Genomic DNA, 16,196 nt, shown 5'->3' with positions numbered 1-16,196 from the left:
CGTGCGGTCAGCGCGGCGAACACCAGTGGACCGAGGAGACGATGTCTTCCCAGGAGCCGACCGGGCTCGGACCGGGATCGCTGTTCATGTAGGCCCGGTAGGACCCGAGCGCCATGGGCAGGTACGTGCCCGCGTAACCGGGATCGGTCCAGAGGTAGGCCCAGCAAGTCCTGCCGTTGTTGAACGCCGAGGACGCCTTGTCGTTCGCGGTGCCGATACTGCTGTTGTCGTACTTGCCCTGCCAGCGCAGCCCAGTGAAGTTCCGGTCCCACCACAAGCAGACATACTCGCCCGGGCAGTCCCCGCGGCCGTCGGCCTGGGCCGGCGCAGCGAACGTGGTTGCCGTCGCCGCAACGACGCCGAGCATGACCGCCACACGTTGCACGCTTTTCCTCATGGCTCTCCTCTGATCGTTTCCGTTCGTCCGTCCGGCGGCTGACGCCCCGCCGATGGACATCAGCATCGTCGGTGGAAATCAATCGATTCCTTCAGAGCGCTCAATTGCCCAGGTCGCAGCTTCCTTGCCCGCGTTGGCGGCAAGGGCTCACTACGTCGCGTGCGGACAGTGCGCAACGGGGTCCGGGCCGCTCGTTCAGGGAAGGCTCCACCCGTGCGTCCCCGCAGACCATCCACCTGTGGTCAAGGCGTGGGTCGACGGCGGCTACAACACCGCCGTGCGCACCCACGGCACCCGGCTCGGCATCGACGTCGAGCGGGTTCCCCGCCGTGCCGGGAAGAGCTTCCACGTTCAGCCCCACCGATGGGTCGTCGAACGAACCTTCGGCTGGCTGATGCAACACCGGCGACTCGTCCGCGACTACGAGACCCTCCCCTTAACGGCCTACGGTCTGGGCCAGGACGCATGCTGCGGCCGCCCGGACGTCGCGGTCCGGGTCGTCGAGTGGCAGCGGCGGCTGAGCCGTCACCGCTGCGCGGGCGGCCTCCAAGGAGTCGCCGGAGGCGTGCCGGGGATCAGCGTGCATCCCCTGACATCCAGGCGAACGCGGCTCGCCGGGCGGGCGCTGTCCGGGCAAGGTCGGCAATGAAAGCGGCACGGCCGCCACGACTGCGGATGGACGAGCCCTGACGAAGGGGCGTTCCCACAGCTCGTCGAAGTGGTCGGCGGCATGGGCGTAGCAGCTCGGGAACGTCATCCGCGGGGCCGTAGGCGTGCGTCAACGGTGACCAGTCGATCTCGTCGAGCACCAATGTTGCGGAGAAACGGCGTCGGCCCAGCGCAGGGCAAGCACCGCGCTGGCTGATTGGTCGCGTTGACTTGACCTTGCCGCAGAGATGAGCGTGGATCACGTCGGCGCGGGCTTCACATGGCGCCCGCCTCGACAAGATCGATCATCGGAGTCGTGACCAGTGAACATCTCAAGTTCTCCGTACCCTGGAGGCGCCGCCGCCGTGAAGGCAACTCTCCTGGCTTCCAAGGACCTCCGCCCCACCGAACGGCTCATCATGGTCGCCATCGCCGCGCACACCAACCGCGATGGAGACGCCTGGCCGTCCGTGGCCACGATCGCCGACTACGCCGGCGTCTCGGTTCGCACCGTGCAACGCACCCTGGCGAAACTGGTGCACCTCGGCCGGCTGGCCGTCCGCCAGGTCGCCTCCGTCGCCACCCGAATCTACCGTCTCCTGACCGGGCGCCCGGGCACGCTAGGGGGTGACAACCAGCGCGGCGGGGTGCCAAATGACGCCACCAGGGGTGACAGCCATGGGCTGTCACCCGAAGCAGAGGAAGACCACATGAAGCTGCGCGGCCACCGCACCGTGCCGGCCGGGCACCGGCAGCCTCCCAGAGGCCATATCCCGCAGCGAACCGCTACCTCGAGCGGAGCACTACGACGCCCAGCCGCGTCCTCCTTTGTTCGCACGGCTGATCATTGCCCCCATCACCGTGGAAGCCTGGCCGCCAATTGCGGGCCTTGCCGATCCGAACTGCTGGCCGGGGGCCTGCGGTAGCTCTCCAGCCACCTAATGGTTCCGTCATCGGCTAACAGCCTCATGCCTCTTAGGCACCATATGCGCTGGTCATCGGGTACAACGAATGCGGCAAAGTCAATTGACCCCGCTCCACAACTTGTACAGGTCGGTGCAGCCCGTCACGCCATCTCCGGCCGCACAAACGTGCCTGCCTGACGGCTGTCGACGATGCCGACGAGTTACGCTGGCAGCACCGTCATCGGGTCCCCCAGTCCTCGGCGAGCTGCGCGACCGTCACCCTCGTCTTACAAGTCCGAGCCGACACTGGGATGGCGAGGGGCTGCAAGTCGCTGACGAGGGCGAGCGCCACCGGGGCAGAATGCCAAACGTCCAGTGCAGCTGTGGGCGACCGGTTGTGCTCCACCGGTGCTCGTCTTTACGCTGCCACGGTTCTATGGGGATTGGGAGCCGGAGGGTGGTGCGATGTCGCTGACCGACACCATTGGGGCCGATCTGCAGGCGATGGCGGCCGGGCTGGAACGGACGCAGCAGGAGGCTGGGGCTGTCGATCACGCGATCGAGCAGGTCGCCGCTCGGGCGGTAGCCTCTGGATTCGCTGGCATCACTGTGGGGTTGTCTCGCGCGCGAGAAGTACTCGGGCAGGCTCGGTCTCGGCTGGCGCAGGCCGATGGGCTTTTGGGCGAGGCATCGCAGTCGCTAAGCGCCGTAGCTCAACAGCCGTCACCGCAGGAGACGATCGCGGCGCTCACGCCGGTAGTGGCCGCGCTGACCGCCATCGACGGGCACCTTACCGCAGCGGCATCCGCGGTCGACGAGGCGCGGCGGCTGGTCACGGCGGCCTTGCAGGGAGGGCAACCCGGTCCGACACTGTCGCGTCTGCAGCAGGTGCTGCAGGTCCTGGCCACCGTCCGGACGCACGGCACCGAAGCCCGACAGCACGTCGATACGACGCTGGCGCAGGCCCGGCAGGTCGGCGACCTGGGAAACTGACCATGGGCGGTGGCAGCGACATCGGCCCACCGCCCGACGCAGGCACTACAGCGAGTGCAACGGCAACTCCGGCTCCACACGAGCCGTTACCCGAAGAATTAACGGATGCCGCTCGGGACCTGCCCCGACGGCAAGCCAAGGACCCAACCTCCGGTGTGGCGTTGATCGGTGGTGAGCGGATTCCCATGAAGTCTGGCCGTGACCCGGCCGCCGCTGCGGACCTCAAGCCGGCCTACAAGCTCATCGCTACCACCACCGACCATCTAGAGGCCAAGCTCGCCGCCCGGATGCGCCGCGACCACGTCACCCAGGCGGCTGTGGTGACGAACAATCCGCCCTGCGATTACACCCCTTACGGCTGCGAGAAGATCCTCTCTCGGCTCTTGCCGGCCGGCGCGCAGCTGGCCGTCTACGTACGCGACGATGACGGTCAGGTACGCCATTGGCGCACCTACACCGGAAACGGAAAGGCGATCGCATGAAGATGACCTGGACCTACGACCGAGGCGACCAACGCGACAACCACGAGGTTGAACTGACCGACCCCAACGCCATGGAGTCCCTCCTCCGCGAGATCCAGCAGGCAGGCGAGCCCGTCGTTTTGACCATCTTCAGCGACACCAACGACGACCCGGACGAACTGCCGCCCGGCATCCAGATCGGGCTTGGTCACCCCACCCACGCCTTCGCGGTACACATCGCCGACGACGGCGGCTACCTCCACGACCCCACAGCGAATACCCCGACCGAAGGGCTCCACTTCGATTTCGGCGGAGTGCCCACCGAATACCCGGCTGAGCACCTACAACTTCGGCCTGAGACGGCGATACAACTGGCAGTTACTTTCCTCAAGACCGGCGGTGAACCGCCGCACCTGGTAGCTGCCAGCGAGTGAACGTCGGCCGCCGGGGGCAGCTGCTGACCCCCTTCTGTCCTACCGACCGCGGGACCGGAAACCTCCGTGCCGCCACAGCGTTCGACGATTGGATCAAGTCAGTGGCCGGTTCTACACCACGTCGACGAGAAGTAACGGCCGATCAGAGAAGCGTGCCAGCCGGGGGCGGTAGACGTGCGCCCCGTCCGGTACGGCTGGCGGTGACGCCTGAAAGGGCAGGGACGCCGGACAGATCCGCACGCTCAGCGCCGAGACCACCAGGCAGTGGCGCGAGCAGGACCGCAGTGCACCGCCCAAGTCCTGGGGCCAAGCCGGACACCGGACGCGGCGACCCAAGAATGACGACTCCTGGTAGACAGCCGCACTCAGGGTGCGCGGCCGGCCGCAGCACATGGTTGCCCCTCGGTACCTCGCCTCAGCGGGTCGTTTACGTGACTGCTCGACGGGCCCGCGCCGCGAAGCAACCGCTGCCGGCCCGCTTCCCTAATGCGCGCGCCGCGAGCCTTCGCCGGCGCATTGCACAGTCTCTCGCGGCGGAGGCCGGCTGAGAAGCGTTATGTCGCACCCCGGCAGAAACATTGACACTCTGCCATCTTTCGATGACTGTGAGTGCCTGGCTCGAACAAGGACGCCGCATCGGGGGTGGCCGGTGGACCTCGACTCGCTCGTCCGATCACTCGGGCGCGAGTCCACGCTCGCGGTCCGGTCCTCCGAGCAGGTCGTCACCGAGGTGCTCCGGTATGCCAAGGAGAAGGCCAAGGACTACGAGGCCTACCGGTACGGCAAGACACCGTCGCCCGTGCGGATCGGCCCGGCGGTGCGTACCAGCCCGGCGCAGGTGCTGCACGAGGTGGGCGTGGCCACGACGTTCCTGACCGCCTCGCCCCTGGCGCAGGTGGCACGACACTGGGCGCACGTGCGCTACTGCGCGACGCTGACCGCGCGCGACGGCTGTCTCGCCCTGTCCCGGCACGCCGGTAACGTGGTCCACCACCACAAGGTGGCGCAGTCCGAGCAGTTGGGCATCGGGCTGGCGTTGGTGGTCGCGAAGGCGGTGCTGCGCCGACAGTATCCCGATTGGGACTTCCATGCGGTCGACGCGGAGGTGGCGCTGAAGGCCGGCTTCATCGACGGCGTCGGCGCGGTGGACACCACGTCCAGGACGAAGAAGCGGCCGGACTACATCCTGCTCGGGCACCACAGTTCCGGGCGGCGCAGCGGTGTGAAGATCGTGATCCTGGAATGCAAGGGCACCCACCAACCACCCAGCTTCGCGTACGGGCAACTGGCGCGGGCCGCGGTGCAGGTCGACGCGCTACGGGTGGCCGGGCGCAGCCAGCCGGCGCTGATGGTGGCCTTGTGCCTGACCGGAAGCCGGATCACGTCGTATGTTCTTGACCCGCCGGGTGACGACGAGCTGTGGTCCGGTGCGGACGACGACCTGGACGAGCTGCTGCGCGCCAGCCCCGACGACCAGGATTGGCAGCCCCGGCCCGCCGCACCGGACGAGGCCCGCGCCTTGGAGGTACCCACAGATGGCGCTCCCCCGGCCACCGATGCAGAGGTTCCGCCCGCCGAGGAGCTACCGCCCGGGGCGCCCGACGTGTTCGACATCCCTGCCGAGCGGCGTGGCTGGTTCACCCAGATCCTGACCCGGGCGGTGGCGGCGACCACGCTGCTCTTCGCGGGCGACAACGGGGCGGCCCGCGGGTACGCCACGCCGCGGCAACGCGGGGAGCCGGCCGCACCGGCGCAGGCTGCCCTGTTCGAGCCGGACCTGCCGTGGGCGTCGAGCACCGCCCAGACAGTGCGGTTGCGCAATGGCCTGCGGGCCGAGGGCACCCGCTACTACGCGCCGCTGCCCGGGGGCCGGGCGCTGGAGGTGTTCCGGGGTGTGGAGAGCGATCTGTACCGGCATCTCGCGGAGGGTCGGATCGGCCCCTACCTGCGGGCGGCACCGGGCATCTTCCGCCGATGGTCGGACGTCCGCCCGCCGGGTGAGGTGTTCTCGCTGGGCCGGGACGGCACGATCCTCGTCGTCCGCGCCACCGACGGGCAGGGCTGAGCACGCCCCGCTCCGGCCCGGTGAGGACGGCGCCTGTCGAGTCACCGATCGTCTGCGGAAGGAGTGTCATGACCGCTGTCGACCCGCTGCTCGCCAGCGTTCCCGAGCAGTTCTACGTCCATAACGAGGACCGCGGAGAGACCCTGCACCGCTCTACGGCCGAGGCCATCCACCGCGACGTGATCGCCCTGGACGTGCGCGACGGGGACAACGTGCTGGAGATCGGCACCGGTACCGGATACTCCGGGGCGCTCCTCGCCGCCCGCGCCGGCGCGACCGGGCGCGTGACGAGCGTCGACATCAGCGACCACCTCACCGCGTGGGCGGACCGCCTGCACCGCCAACGCGGCATCACCACCATCACCTGCCGCACCGCAGACGGCATGAACGGCTACCCGCCCCACGCCCCCTACCAGCGCATCGTTGCCTGGTGCACGCCCCCGCGCCTACCCCGAGCCTGGGTGGATCAACTCGCCCCGGGCGGCCGGATCGTGGCCTGCCTACCCATCGCCGCCCAGCCGTCCACCACCCTCGTCGCCACCATCACCCTGACCGCGGGACACCCCCACGTCGAAACGGTCACCTTCGGCGGGTACGCCCAGAGCACCCCCACCGCCGTCGACGACGCCCTGACCCTCCCCGGCCGCTGGGTGGACCACCACACCGACCATCCCCGACCCGCATGGATATCCATCGGCTGGCGCGACCACGACGACCCGCACCGCACCGGCGCCCGTACCGCCCTGCGCCTGCTGCGCAGCCCCGGCCACACCGAGACCTACCACCACACGCCCCTGGACTGGCTGTCCTGGACGGCCTACTCCGTGATCGCCGGCGGACCCCACCGCAGCTTCGTCGCCCTGGACGACGGCAGGCGCGGCATCGGGCACACCACCGCGGCCACCGCCGCCGTTATCCTGGCCGACGGCACCATCCTCGCCAACAGCGCCGACTCCTCGTCCCTGACCGCGCTGCGGTGGTGGCTGCACCGATGGGAGCAGGCCGGACGGCCCGACGCCACCTGGTTCCACACGTGTCTCGTCCGTAACGGTGAGGAAGACCTGCCTGGCTGGGACCTGCGAGTCACCGCCAGCGCCAGCCAGTAACACGCCCGGCTTTGTCACAAGGAGGGCGTTCTCGGGAGCGTCATCTGCGGGATCGTAGGCATGCGTCAAACCCGATCAGTCGATCTAATGGAGCACCGCAGGGGCCCTGCCGCTTGGGCAGAAGCGACGTCGAGCCAGCGCAAGCACGGGACACGGCCGCTCTCCCCCGGCCGGTACGGTGCCAACCATGACAGCGGCGGTGACCATCGACGTAACGGCGGGCTTCTCCGGAGATGTGCTGCCTCCGGTCCCGATCGACGAGGCAGCGAGCAGGATCTTGGCGTACTGCACCTCCCGACACAGTGGATGGGCTGTCTACGACCTGGCTGGTATCAGCGCCAGGTCGACCGGCCTGCTCGACGAGGTTTCCACGTGGTCGCTGTTGCTCGCCAACGCCCTTAATGGCCGGATCGAGCTCAAGCACATCGCCGACTTCGACCTGGCACGCCGACGCGAGTTCGCCCATCGAATCGGTCGCATCCCAGCAGACCAGGATCTGCACCACCTCACTCACGACCAGCTAAACGCGGTCATCCACGCGTGCCAGTTCGGGTTCGACGGCGCCTGGGCCCCGAGGATCACGAAGCTCGCCGCGCTGTACCGACCTCGGGCCGTCCCCGTGTTAGACGGCTACGTCGGAATGGCCTTCGGCTACCAGCGTGACGATCTCAGCCTCAAGGTTCAGCGGTTCGGCCTCAATCGCCAAGAGCGCATCGCCGCGATCGTGGAAGCGATGGCGGCGTACCTCCACGACCATCCGGGCACACTGGCTCAACTACGAGCGGAGGTGTCGCCGACGGTACCCGAACTGGCGGCAGCGCAGCCAGGAAGCCAGCGCCCCCTGATCGCGGATCTCCGGCTGCTAGACATGGTCGTGTGGACGGCGATGGACGATCGCCTCGCTACCGGCTCAGGATTGCCACCGAAATGGCTCGGCCGGCCACCCGGAGCCCACATTCCATGCGAGGCAGTCGCTCCGGTGCCCATCACCGCACTGGCTGTAGACAGCGCAGACCGCCCCCCAGGCAGCGTCGACTGATCTTTGACGCTCGACCCGCGTCGCCGAGATTACGAAGAGGGGCCCGTGTCGAGTAGCGAGGCAACCAACAGCCGGACTTTACGGCTGATCGGGTACTGGTGTGGGCCGGGCGAAGAGCACTGGCCCGACCCCGCGCTGTTGGTGGACGGCGAGGCCGATGCGGCGAACCAGCGACGGGTAAGCGCCTACCTGCGTGGTGGCACGCGGTTCGTGGCTACAGCGGGCCACTCACTGTGTCGGCTGTGTGGCACCCGCAACGGATCCAGCGAACTGACCGACGGCAAGTACTTCGTGTGGCCAGAGGGGCTCGCGCATTACATCGACGCACATAACGTGCGACTACCCGATGAGATCACCGAGCTGATGGATCAGCCGCCGGTACCCGTCGACGTGGAGGCGTTCGAGCGTGAGGCCTTCGAAACGGAACAGGTTGTCATCGACACCGCCTCGTGGCAAACGGTCCATGGCTTACAGTCCTGACCCCATCCACGGCCCTCGTCGGCACCTGCTGGTAGTCGGGTCACCCGCCGACAAGAATGGCGACCGTGATCAGCGACCTTCTCACGGAAGTGGTCGAGACCTTAAGCAGGACAACTCGGGTCCGCGTCTTCGGCTCAACCGGGCCTGGTGAGCCAACTCGCAAGCGTCGCCACCGTCCTCCGGTCCTCGCTGACCAGCATGATCCAGAGGCGCTGATGCAACTGCGAGCAGCGCTGGCACTGCGACCAGACAGCGAGGTCATGGACTGGATGCAGTGGCCCGATCTGTGGCTCGAACTCCTCGGACATGATCAGGCACGGTTGACCACGCTCGGTCTCCTTCGCCCAGGCTGGCTCAGGCTGCAAAACGACGGTGACCTGGAACTACAGAACCCGGCAGCCATCGAGCAGTGGTTGACCCTCTGGGCCCCCACAGCAGCGGCAACGATCGCCGAATGAGGCCATCTCGTCCACCGTCGAGACCTCCGGCGAGGTGTGAGGTGCTGACGCCCACACCGAAACCGGAGATCTCGTGGCCCACCGTGATGCCCGACTGACAGTGAGGATGTAGGTGGGGTCACCCGGTCTGGTCTGACTCACCGACTGACCGACGATGCTGTCCTGCTGTGGATTCGTCGACCGGTTCCGGGTGACCCCGTCCTGCACGTCACTGGCAGGGGCGTCGTGACCTGATAGGAGCCTGTGCAAGAGGCCCCGTCACTGTCCTGTCCGCCCGTCCCGGCGAGTGCGTGCCGACCCTGTCGGTGCAAGCGAAAGGGACGACGGTTCCAGGATGACAGCCAAGAAGCGCCAGGTCACGGGTGGGGTTGATACCCACGGCAAGACTCATCACGCCGCTGCGGTCGACCAGGCGGGTCGGGTGCTCGGTGATCAGCAGTTCCCGGCCACCGCAGCCGGATATCAGCAGTTGCTGCGCTGGCTGCGCACCTTCGGCCGGGTGGTCAAGGTCGGGGTGGAGGGCACCGGCGCCTACGGCGCTGGCCTGGCACGTCACCTGAGCGCGTCGGGCATCACCGTCATCGAGATCGACCGCCCTGACCGCAAGACCCGTCGGAGTAAGGGCAAGTCCGACCCGATCGATGCCCTCGCCGCCGCCCGCGCGGCCCTGTCGGGGCAGGCCACTGGCGTCCCGAAGACCCGCACCGGGCCGGTCGAGGCGATCCGTGTCCTGCGGGTGGCCCGCTGCGGCGCGGTCAAGGCCCGCACCGCAGCCCTCAACCAGCTCCACGGCCTCATTACCTCCGCGCCGGACACACTGAGGGAGGATCTGGCCGGCCTCACCGGTCCCGCGCTCGTCCAACGATGCGTCGATCTCCGGGTCGATGAGTCCGCACTCACCGACCCGGTCCACGCCACGAACGCCGCTCTCGCCTCGATCGCCGCCCGGATCACCGCGCTCAACGCCGAGATCGCCCACGCCGATCGACGGATACGCCCCGCCGTTGCCCGGACCGCACCGGCCCTGAGCCGCCTGTTCGGCGCAGGACCGGAGGTCGCGGGGCAACTGCTGACCACCGCCGGCGACAACCCCGACCGGCTCCGCTCCGAAGCAGCCCTGGCCCACCTCTGCGGCGTCGCCCCGATACCCGCCAGCAGCGGACGCACCAACCGCCACCGCCTCAACCGCGGCGGTGACAGAGCCGCGAACAACGCCCTGCACACCATCGTGCTCAGCCGGATGCGCTACGACCTGCGCACCCGCACCTACGTCGACAAACGCACCAAACAAGGCCTCGGCAAGAAAGAGATCATGCGGTGCCTCAAGCGATACGTCGTCCGCGAGATCCACACCGCCCTCCTCGCCGACTTCGCCGCTCTCCACACCCCTTGACATCCATAGGAGCATCCATTCGCGGTCGGCGGCTGCTCGTCACGCATGTCGTCGACCAGGGCCGGCCGGTAGCCCATGTGGTGAAGGAACTCGGCTGTTCCCGGGCCACCGGATACAAGTGGCTGCGACGGTGGCGGACCTAGGGCGATGCCGGTCTGGCCGACCGATCCAGCGGGGCCCACCGCCACCCCACAAGACGTCGGCAGAGGCTGAGGTACGGGTCTGCCAGCTGCGCCAAAAGCGCACGCTCGGGCCTCAGCGGCTCGGGACGCTGCTCGGGATGCCCGCCTCGGCCGCGCACGCGATCCTGACCCGGCACGGCCTGCACCGCCTCGCCGGACTCGACCCGCCCACCGCCCAGATCATCCGCCGCTACGAACGCGACCGGTCCGGCAAACTGATCCACGTCGACGTTAAACAACTCGGACGCCTCCGCGACGGCGGACGCTGACGCGTCCACGGACGCGACAGCACACAACGACGCGGGTGGGTGCGTGGATTGCGCGCACCCACCCACTGTGCCGAATCTCAACTGACGTGGAACCGTTCGTTGACGGCGAGGTCCGCGAGTTGCTGGACGGTGAAGGGCAGCTTCTTCAGCTCTGGTGGGGCCTTCCAGTATCGGTCGGGCCTCGAAATCTGGGCGACTTTGACCACCACCCCGTCCGGGTGCCGGTACCCGGCCCACTGGGCGAACCGATCTCCCCATTGGGATTGGGCCACCCCCACCTTCGTCTGGCCGGTGGTCATCAGCTGGCATCGTCCACGGGGGACGGGCCACATCGCCAGCGCCAGGGCGCAGCCGTCACCCTCCCACCGGTCTCCAATTGGGGACTGCGGGTCGTGCACCTCGACCAACACCAGCCCGGTCTGCTTCCCTTGACGTACGGTGAAGTACGCCTGGTAGATCCCTGACAGTGACGCCTTCGGATCGAGCGGATTCAGCGGGTCGTCTCTCACCACGGTGTACCCACCGGGTAGGGCGGCAAGGAGAGCGTCGAGCATCTCCCGTGCCCGGTCTGTGCGAGCGTCTTGCTCCTCCTGCGACAGGTCCGGCAATCCCCGGCGGGGGCAGGACGCCGGTGTGCACCTCACGGCACCAGGCGGCCTGGTCACCCCCGGATCCGCCATGCTGCTGGATGGAGGCTTCGCATCCGCCGGGCGGTAGCTACTTCCGCTGCCCAGTACGCCGGTGAACCCGACGGCGGCGACCAGCACGAGCGCTACCCCCGAACCCGCACCCAACGAGACGACGCGGCGACGAAACCGGGCGCGGCGTCCGGCGACCAAGGCGCCGGTTCCGCTCATCGGCGGAGGAGGACTGGTGGCCGCCATGGTGCGGCGTAGTGCTCCTCGAAGCTCGTCCTCATTCATCGAATTGCCTCCCAGTAGTGGTCAACGTCGGGGCCAGCAGCCGGCGCAGCGTGTCCAGTCCCCGCGCCGCCTGGCTCTTGACGGTCCCGGTCGTGCACTGCAGCAGCGACGCGGTTTCCTCGACGGACAGGTCCTCCCAGTACCGCAGCACCAGCACGGCCCGCTGGCGCGGCGGTACGTCGGTCAGCGCCCGCAACAGCACCAGCCGCTCCTCCGGCGACTCCGCCGTCACGGCCTTCTCCGCCGGCTCGGCGTTCACCCGTTCCCGTCGCCACCAGCCGCGGCGCCGCTCGTCGAGAAAGGTCCGCAGCAGGATCTGCCGTACGTACGCGTCGAGGACCTCGTGCCGCGATGCCCGGTCCCACGCCAGGTACAGCTTCGTGAACGTGGACTGGACCAGGTCCTCCGCCCGATGCCAGTCGCCGCACAGCAGATAGGCAGTCCCGCGCATCGCGTCTGATCGCGCCGCGAAGTACGCCGCAAACGCGGCGTCACGATCGCTCATCCAGTGGCCTCCGATCCCGTGTCGGGGATAGTCACGCGGGGTCCGACCCCGGAGGTTGCATCCGATGAGACATTCGCGGGGTCCGCGCTTGAAGCGGCGGCGCCGGCACCCACCTGTTCGGAAGGTGCTGAAAGTCAGACAGCAGGCCCTCGTGGGCTTCTCCACGCCCTTCTCGAGAGGCTCGCTTCAACTCTGAATAACGACTACCTGCAAGTTTCAGCCCAAGCTGCTAGACGGGTCCGAACCCGGCGTCTATGCAGCCTTCTGGCGCCGCGCCTGCCTCGAAGGGATTCAGCTCTCCCGGATGCCCGTCCCGGAGGGGTCCTCAGAGCGCTCCCTCGGTGTCCCACCAGAGGCGCCACATCCCCGTTATCCCGGACTACCGCGTGGTCACGTGACATGGTTCAAGGCTGAGGCGCAACTCGCACCACTGAAGCAAGGATGGGCGATGGAACTGTACGACGTGGTCGAGCTCGTTGAGGCTGTGCCGGAGAAGCAGCTCTTTCCCGGAGCAGTCGGGACGATCGTGCATGTCTTCCGCACCCCCCAGCTGGCCTACGAGGTCGAGTTCACCGACGAGGACGGACGTACCATCAACCTCGTCGCTCTCCCACCGGACAAGGTTCGCCTTGCGCCCTGAGGTTGCTGCCCTTTAGGTCGGTCCAGTCGACCAGATCCGACACTGACCTTGATGGCATGTAGGCCATCATCGGGATCTGGCCTTACGCGGCGCTGCGATCGGTCTCGGCTGACGCAGGCCGGTGGGATTCTGGGTGAGGCCTCGCGGGCGCTGAGCCCCGTAGCTCAGTAGCCCTTTCCCACAGGGTAACGATCGCGGCGCTCACGCCGGTCGCGGCATCCATCTTCGGGTCCCGCACCCGCTGAGGTTAGGAGCAGGATCCGATGGGAGACGGAGCCACCACCGATCTGCACAGCGGCCGCGCGAGGCGCCAAAGCCGTCGGGACCGATAAGTAGGTGGTGTTACGGCATATCTACGCATCCATAGTCGGTCCTACACTCCCCCCGCTGTCTTTAAGTGGCGGCAGCATTGCTTTCAGTAGTTCATCGTGTGATAAATGGCCGCGTGGGAACTGGAAGGAGCACCACCGGCCGCCGTGGCCGACCGTATCGAGCCGTGCCCGGACCGGGCGACCGGGCGCGGGTGCCAGCGCACCAGGACCGGGTGGGTTGGTTGCTGCGCGTCAACCGGCTCTACGGGCCGAGCGACCGGTGGCTGCGAACGGCGGACTTCGCCGAGGCGTTCCAGGGCGGCTGCTGGGCCGAGCACACCAGCATCTACCAAATCTCCCGGTGGGAGACAGCGGCAGTGTGTGCCCCGTACCTGGCCATCCGACGGTATGAAGAACTGCTGGAGCTGCCGTCGCACCGCCTCGTCGCGCTCGTGGACACGATCCACCGCTACGCCGCGTCCACGGAGCACGTATTACCGACACTGGCTCGGTCGCCCGACCGGATCGCCGATTCGGAACGCCTCGACGAACTCGTGGAACGGGCGGCTTCCTCGACGGACCTACTGACCGGCGTGGAATGGGACGAGCTGACCCGCCGGTTGGCGGCGGCACCAGCGGTGGTGATCACGCCACACCGGGCATGGTCAGACATCGCCGAGCGGTTGCTCAGCGAGACCATCGTCGCCGACGGCATCGCCTGGATGCAGCGATACGAGGCACTCAGCCGGCTCTTGGCACATCCGGTCGGCCAGCAGGCGGCCGTCGCCGCGTGCGCAGGTCTGGCGGCGGACCGTACGAACCAGGTCTTCGTGGAGACGGTAAGCGTGCTGGACGCCAGCGATCATCCCGACGCGAACAGACATGTGCTGCAGCAGCTCATTCATCCCACCAACGAGCGCACCCAGTACGGCGCGCTCCTGGCGAGCGTCCGCAAGTTGCGTTTCGGTCACTTCACCGACGCCGAGATGCCCCGCCTGATGGCGGTAATTCAGGAGCTGACGCTCGACTCCAACCGGCGGGATGACATTCAGCAGCTGGCGACCGAGCTGATGCGCCGTCTGCTGGACACAGCTTCGGCAGCCAGCCGCACCAAGCTGCGGGGGCTGGTCACCGATCCGGCCGGTCCGGACCACGTGCTCCGGGCCGGCCGGCTCGCCGGTCAGGAGGCGAGCCAACGGCTGGTGGCCCGGCTGGCCAGCACGGTGGTGGCGCAGATGCCACGGGACGTCCCACGCTTCCGCGACGACGTGCTGCCAGTCGTGCTGGAGGAAATGCTGTTCAACCCCGTATTCGACGTCCGGCTACTGGCGGCCATCACGATCAGCGGCACCCCGTACCGCCGGCCGCTCGCCGCCGCACTCGCCGCGGACCTGACCGGCCCAGCAGTTCTTGGCGCCTCCGTGGCCCCCGCCATGATCGAGGCGCTGCGGTTGCTCGGCGGAGCGGAGCAGCGGCCCGTGATCGAGCGGCTGATCACCGCCAGCGGCCTGCCAGCACGAGTCACGGTCGCCTCGGCCCAGGCGATCGGCCACGTCGGCGGCACCAGTACCGACCGCTTCTGGCGACAAGCGATCACCCACCACGCGCAGCTGTGGCGAGGTACCCGACAGCCCACCAACGCGGCTGCACTGAGCGGCCTAACCTACGGCCTGGGCATGACCCGTAACCGGGCCGTGCTGCAGCGGCTACGTAACGACGACCGGATGCCCGAGCCGGTGCGGACCGCCGCCGCTTGGTGGCTGAACCTGTCGACCGTGGTGTACGAGGGCGCCAACCGGTAAGGATGTCCCCCACACGGGCGGTCCTACCAAGGCATAGCTCGATCGTGGCTTCATTCACGCCGACCACCGATCGGGCCACCTCTCACCCGAAGGTGAGCCGGCTCGCGCAGCTTCGCCTGCCACCACCGTCCGGAGCGGCGACTCGCCACCTGACAGCCTGATGATCTGCGAACCGCTCATTTGTTGCACACGTGAGCATCGCCTGCAAAGGGCCCTCCACACGCCCCCAACTCCCCCACCATTGGCTCCACGAAGACAGCTGCCGTGATCACCAAATCACCGCAGCTTCACCTCGACGAGAGGACGCCGATGTGACACCTACCAATGTTCGAGGCCCGAACCCCGAAGCGCCGCCGCGGCGACGCCGCCCGGGTCACAGGCTCGCCACGGCTCTGCTGATCGTGGCGGCCATCGCCACCACGCTCGGCATCACCACCACGCCGGCCACCGCCGCGCCCTGCTCGCAGGTGTCGTGCACGTACAACTACTCAGGCTCATCGTCCCTACTCGCCTGTTGGGACGGCGGATGCCCGAACGGGGCCCAGACATGGTGGAGCAACGGCAACAAGGTGTCGATGGCGTGCTGGTTCGACGATTCGACCCACTGGTTCAACGGCAACTACAACAGCAACCGCTGGTTCGTGGTGTGGGCCGTGCCGCTGACCGGCCGCTGGCTCGTGCACTCCTCGTACGTCTTCAACCAAACGGGCGTCGGCCACTGCTGAGAAAGGACCTCGATGAAACACCCGAAAATCAGTCAGGCGCTCCGCTCTACCCTCGTCGCACTCACGGTCATCGGTGCCTCGCTCGTGACCTTCAGCCAGCCGGCAGCGGCCAGTGCGAGCGGTTGCACCTACAGCGGCTACCCGGTCGACCGCTGTGTGTACGTCAACGGCAGTAGCACCTACGTCAACTACATCGAGGGAACGATCCGGTACCGGACCGGTCTCTACCTGGAGATCGAGGTTTGGGGCGACGGGATCTACTACCGGGGCCACGGCGATCCCGGCTCCCCGTCGGACACCACCTTCGTACACCTTCCCGTCAACCGCAACCTGGCCAGCGGCAGCTATGTGTGCGTCGCGGCGCGGTGGACCGACGGGACGCAGGTATCGCCCGCCTGCGTACAGATACGACGTTAACCACCCGGCGACGGTTCCGGCGGCTGCCACGGCCGCCGGAACC

At 67.9% G+C, this 16,196-nt stretch carries 19 protein-coding genes and 1 pseudogene; 17 read left to right on the top strand and 3 right to left on the bottom strand.

Annotated elements, in window-relative coordinates; all coding sequences use genetic code 11:
- Positions 1-7: 7 nt before the first annotated feature.
- Complete coding sequence (locus MRQ36_RS27715; RefSeq protein WP_242799694.1) at positions 8-397, bottom strand: peptidase inhibitor family I36 protein; 390 nt, start codon at positions 395-397, stop codon at positions 8-10.
- A 229-nt stretch (positions 398-626) separates the two neighbouring features.
- On the opposite strand from MRQ36_RS27715, the pseudogene MRQ36_RS33610 reads away from it, so the two are divergent.
- The 13 genes and pseudogenes from MRQ36_RS33610 to MRQ36_RS34780 all read left to right on the top strand — a co-directional run.
- A pseudogene (locus MRQ36_RS33610) lies at positions 627-833 on the top strand (transposase); the annotation flags it as partial.
- Positions 834-1,410: 577 nt separating this feature from the next.
- Positions 1,411-1,971, top strand: coding sequence for a helix-turn-helix domain-containing protein (locus tag MRQ36_RS27705; protein ID WP_242799693.1), 561 nt, complete (start codon positions 1,411-1,413; stop codon positions 1,969-1,971).
- A 444-nt stretch (positions 1,972-2,415) separates the two neighbouring features.
- Entirely contained in the window at positions 2,416-2,943 is a 528-nt protein-coding gene (locus tag MRQ36_RS27700) for a DUF6244 family protein (RefSeq protein WP_242799692.1), read from the top strand.
- 155 nt (positions 2,944-3,098) lie between these two features.
- Complete coding sequence (locus tag MRQ36_RS27695; RefSeq protein ID WP_242799691.1) at positions 3,099-3,425, top strand: DddA-like double-stranded DNA deaminase toxin; 327 nt, start codon at positions 3,099-3,101, stop codon at positions 3,423-3,425.
- A complete protein-coding gene (locus MRQ36_RS27690; RefSeq protein ID WP_242799690.1) occupies positions 3,422-3,838 on the top strand; it encodes an Imm1 family immunity protein in 417 nt (138 codons plus the stop codon). Before MRQ36_RS27695 ends, MRQ36_RS27690 begins: the two co-directional genes overlap by 4 nt.
- Before the next feature lie 649 nt (positions 3,839-4,487).
- Positions 4,488-5,903 (top strand): hypothetical protein, encoded by a 1,416-nt coding sequence (locus MRQ36_RS27685; RefSeq protein ID WP_242799689.1) that lies wholly within the window; start codon positions 4,488-4,490, stop codon positions 5,901-5,903.
- Positions 5,904-5,971: 68 nt separating this feature from the next.
- On the top strand, positions 5,972-7,009 hold the full coding sequence (locus MRQ36_RS27680; RefSeq protein WP_242799688.1) for a protein-L-isoaspartate O-methyltransferase: 1,038 nt from the start codon (positions 5,972-5,974) through the stop codon (positions 7,007-7,009).
- A gap of 187 nt (positions 7,010-7,196) precedes the next feature.
- A complete protein-coding gene (locus MRQ36_RS27675; protein ID WP_242799687.1) occupies positions 7,197-8,048 on the top strand; it encodes a DUF6308 family protein in 852 nt (283 codons plus the stop codon).
- 45 nt (positions 8,049-8,093) lie between these two features.
- A complete protein-coding gene (locus MRQ36_RS27670) occupies positions 8,094-8,528 on the top strand; it encodes a hypothetical protein (protein ID WP_242799686.1) in 435 nt (144 codons plus the stop codon).
- Between the two features lie 65 nt (positions 8,529-8,593).
- Complete coding sequence (locus MRQ36_RS27665) at positions 8,594-8,986, top strand: hypothetical protein (protein WP_242799685.1); 393 nt, start codon at positions 8,594-8,596, stop codon at positions 8,984-8,986.
- Positions 8,987-9,320: 334 nt separating this feature from the next.
- Entirely contained in the window at positions 9,321-10,379 is a 1,059-nt protein-coding gene (locus MRQ36_RS27660) for an IS110 family transposase (RefSeq protein WP_242793516.1), read from the top strand.
- Positions 10,304-10,522 carry a helix-turn-helix domain-containing protein gene (locus tag MRQ36_RS34785; RefSeq protein WP_374250822.1) on the top strand — a complete coding sequence of 73 codons (219 nt, stop codon included), beginning with the start codon at positions 10,304-10,306 and terminating at the stop codon, positions 10,520-10,522. The genes MRQ36_RS27660 and MRQ36_RS34785 overlap by 76 nt, the downstream gene beginning before the upstream one ends.
- A 137-nt stretch (positions 10,523-10,659) precedes the next feature.
- Positions 10,660-10,830 carry a hypothetical protein gene (locus MRQ36_RS34780; RefSeq protein WP_374250821.1) on the top strand — a complete coding sequence of 57 codons (171 nt, stop codon included), beginning with the start codon at positions 10,660-10,662 and terminating at the stop codon, positions 10,828-10,830.
- Positions 10,831-10,907: 77 nt separating this feature from the next.
- Here the strand turns inward: MRQ36_RS34780 and MRQ36_RS27650 are convergent, their stop codons facing one another.
- Both MRQ36_RS27650 and MRQ36_RS27645 read right to left on the bottom strand, forming a co-directional pair.
- Positions 10,908-11,384, bottom strand: a complete 477-nt coding sequence (locus tag MRQ36_RS27650; protein WP_242799684.1) for a hypothetical protein — start codon at positions 11,382-11,384, stop codon at positions 10,908-10,910.
- Positions 11,385-11,745: 361 nt separating this feature from the next.
- Positions 11,746-12,258 (bottom strand): SigE family RNA polymerase sigma factor, encoded by a 513-nt coding sequence (locus tag MRQ36_RS27645; RefSeq protein WP_242799683.1) that lies wholly within the window; start codon positions 12,256-12,258, stop codon positions 11,746-11,748.
- Between the two features lie 448 nt (positions 12,259-12,706).
- Here MRQ36_RS27645 and MRQ36_RS27640 point away from each other — a divergent pair, with 448 nt between their 5' ends.
- From MRQ36_RS27640 to MRQ36_RS27625, 4 genes are all read left to right on the top strand, one after another.
- Positions 12,707-12,898: a DUF4926 domain-containing protein gene (locus MRQ36_RS27640; protein ID WP_242799682.1), complete on the top strand. Its 192-nt coding sequence runs from the start codon at positions 12,707-12,709 to the stop codon at positions 12,896-12,898.
- 397 nt (positions 12,899-13,295) lie between these two features.
- The gene (locus tag MRQ36_RS27635) at positions 13,296-15,011 is read left to right on the top strand and encodes a hypothetical protein (protein ID WP_242799681.1); all 1,716 of its coding nucleotides are present in this window, start codon (positions 13,296-13,298) and stop codon (positions 15,009-15,011) included.
- 575 nt (positions 15,012-15,586) lie between these two features.
- The gene (locus MRQ36_RS27630; RefSeq protein ID WP_242799680.1) at positions 15,587-15,736 is read left to right on the top strand and encodes a hypothetical protein; all 150 of its coding nucleotides are present in this window, start codon (positions 15,587-15,589) and stop codon (positions 15,734-15,736) included.
- A gap of 12 nt (positions 15,737-15,748) precedes the next feature.
- Entirely contained in the window at positions 15,749-16,153 is a 405-nt protein-coding gene (locus MRQ36_RS27625) for a hypothetical protein (RefSeq protein ID WP_242799679.1), read from the top strand.
- Positions 16,154-16,196 lie beyond the last annotated feature (43 nt).

It is taken from the genome of Micromonospora sp. R77 (assembly GCF_022747945.1).
In the GTDB taxonomy this organism is placed as follows: Bacteria; Actinomycetota; Actinomycetes; order Mycobacteriales; family Micromonosporaceae; genus Micromonospora.
This window is presented reverse-complemented; position numbering and strand designations above follow the sequence as displayed.

Coding starts and splice junctions, on each gene's coding strand:
- MRQ36_RS27715 (WP_242799694.1), bottom strand. CDS start 397: ATGAGGAAAAGCGTGCAACGTGTGGCGGTCATGCTCGGCGTCGTTGCG.
- MRQ36_RS27700 (WP_242799692.1), top strand. CDS start 2,416: ATGTCGCTGACCGACACCATTGGGGCCGATCTGCAGGCGATGGCGGCC.
- MRQ36_RS27690 (WP_242799690.1), top strand. CDS start 3,422: ATGAAGATGACCTGGACCTACGACCGAGGCGACCAACGCGACAACCAC.
- MRQ36_RS27680 (WP_242799688.1), top strand. CDS start 5,972: ATGACCGCTGTCGACCCGCTGCTCGCCAGCGTTCCCGAGCAGTTCTAC.
- MRQ36_RS27675 (WP_242799687.1), top strand. CDS start 7,197: ATGACAGCGGCGGTGACCATCGACGTAACGGCGGGCTTCTCCGGAGAT.
- MRQ36_RS27660 (WP_242793516.1), top strand. CDS start 9,321: ATGACAGCCAAGAAGCGCCAGGTCACGGGTGGGGTTGATACCCACGGC.
- MRQ36_RS34780 (WP_374250821.1), top strand. CDS start 10,660: ATGCCCGCCTCGGCCGCGCACGCGATCCTGACCCGGCACGGCCTGCAC.
- MRQ36_RS27650 (WP_242799684.1), bottom strand. CDS start 11,384: ATGCTCGACGCTCTCCTTGCCGCCCTACCCGGTGGGTACACCGTGGTG.
- MRQ36_RS27645 (WP_242799683.1), bottom strand. CDS start 12,258: ATGAGCGATCGTGACGCCGCGTTTGCGGCGTACTTCGCGGCGCGATCA.
- MRQ36_RS27640 (WP_242799682.1), top strand. CDS start 12,707: ATGGAACTGTACGACGTGGTCGAGCTCGTTGAGGCTGTGCCGGAGAAG.
- MRQ36_RS27630 (WP_242799680.1), top strand. CDS start 15,587: ATGGCGTGCTGGTTCGACGATTCGACCCACTGGTTCAACGGCAACTAC.
- MRQ36_RS27625 (WP_242799679.1), top strand. CDS start 15,749: ATGAAACACCCGAAAATCAGTCAGGCGCTCCGCTCTACCCTCGTCGCA.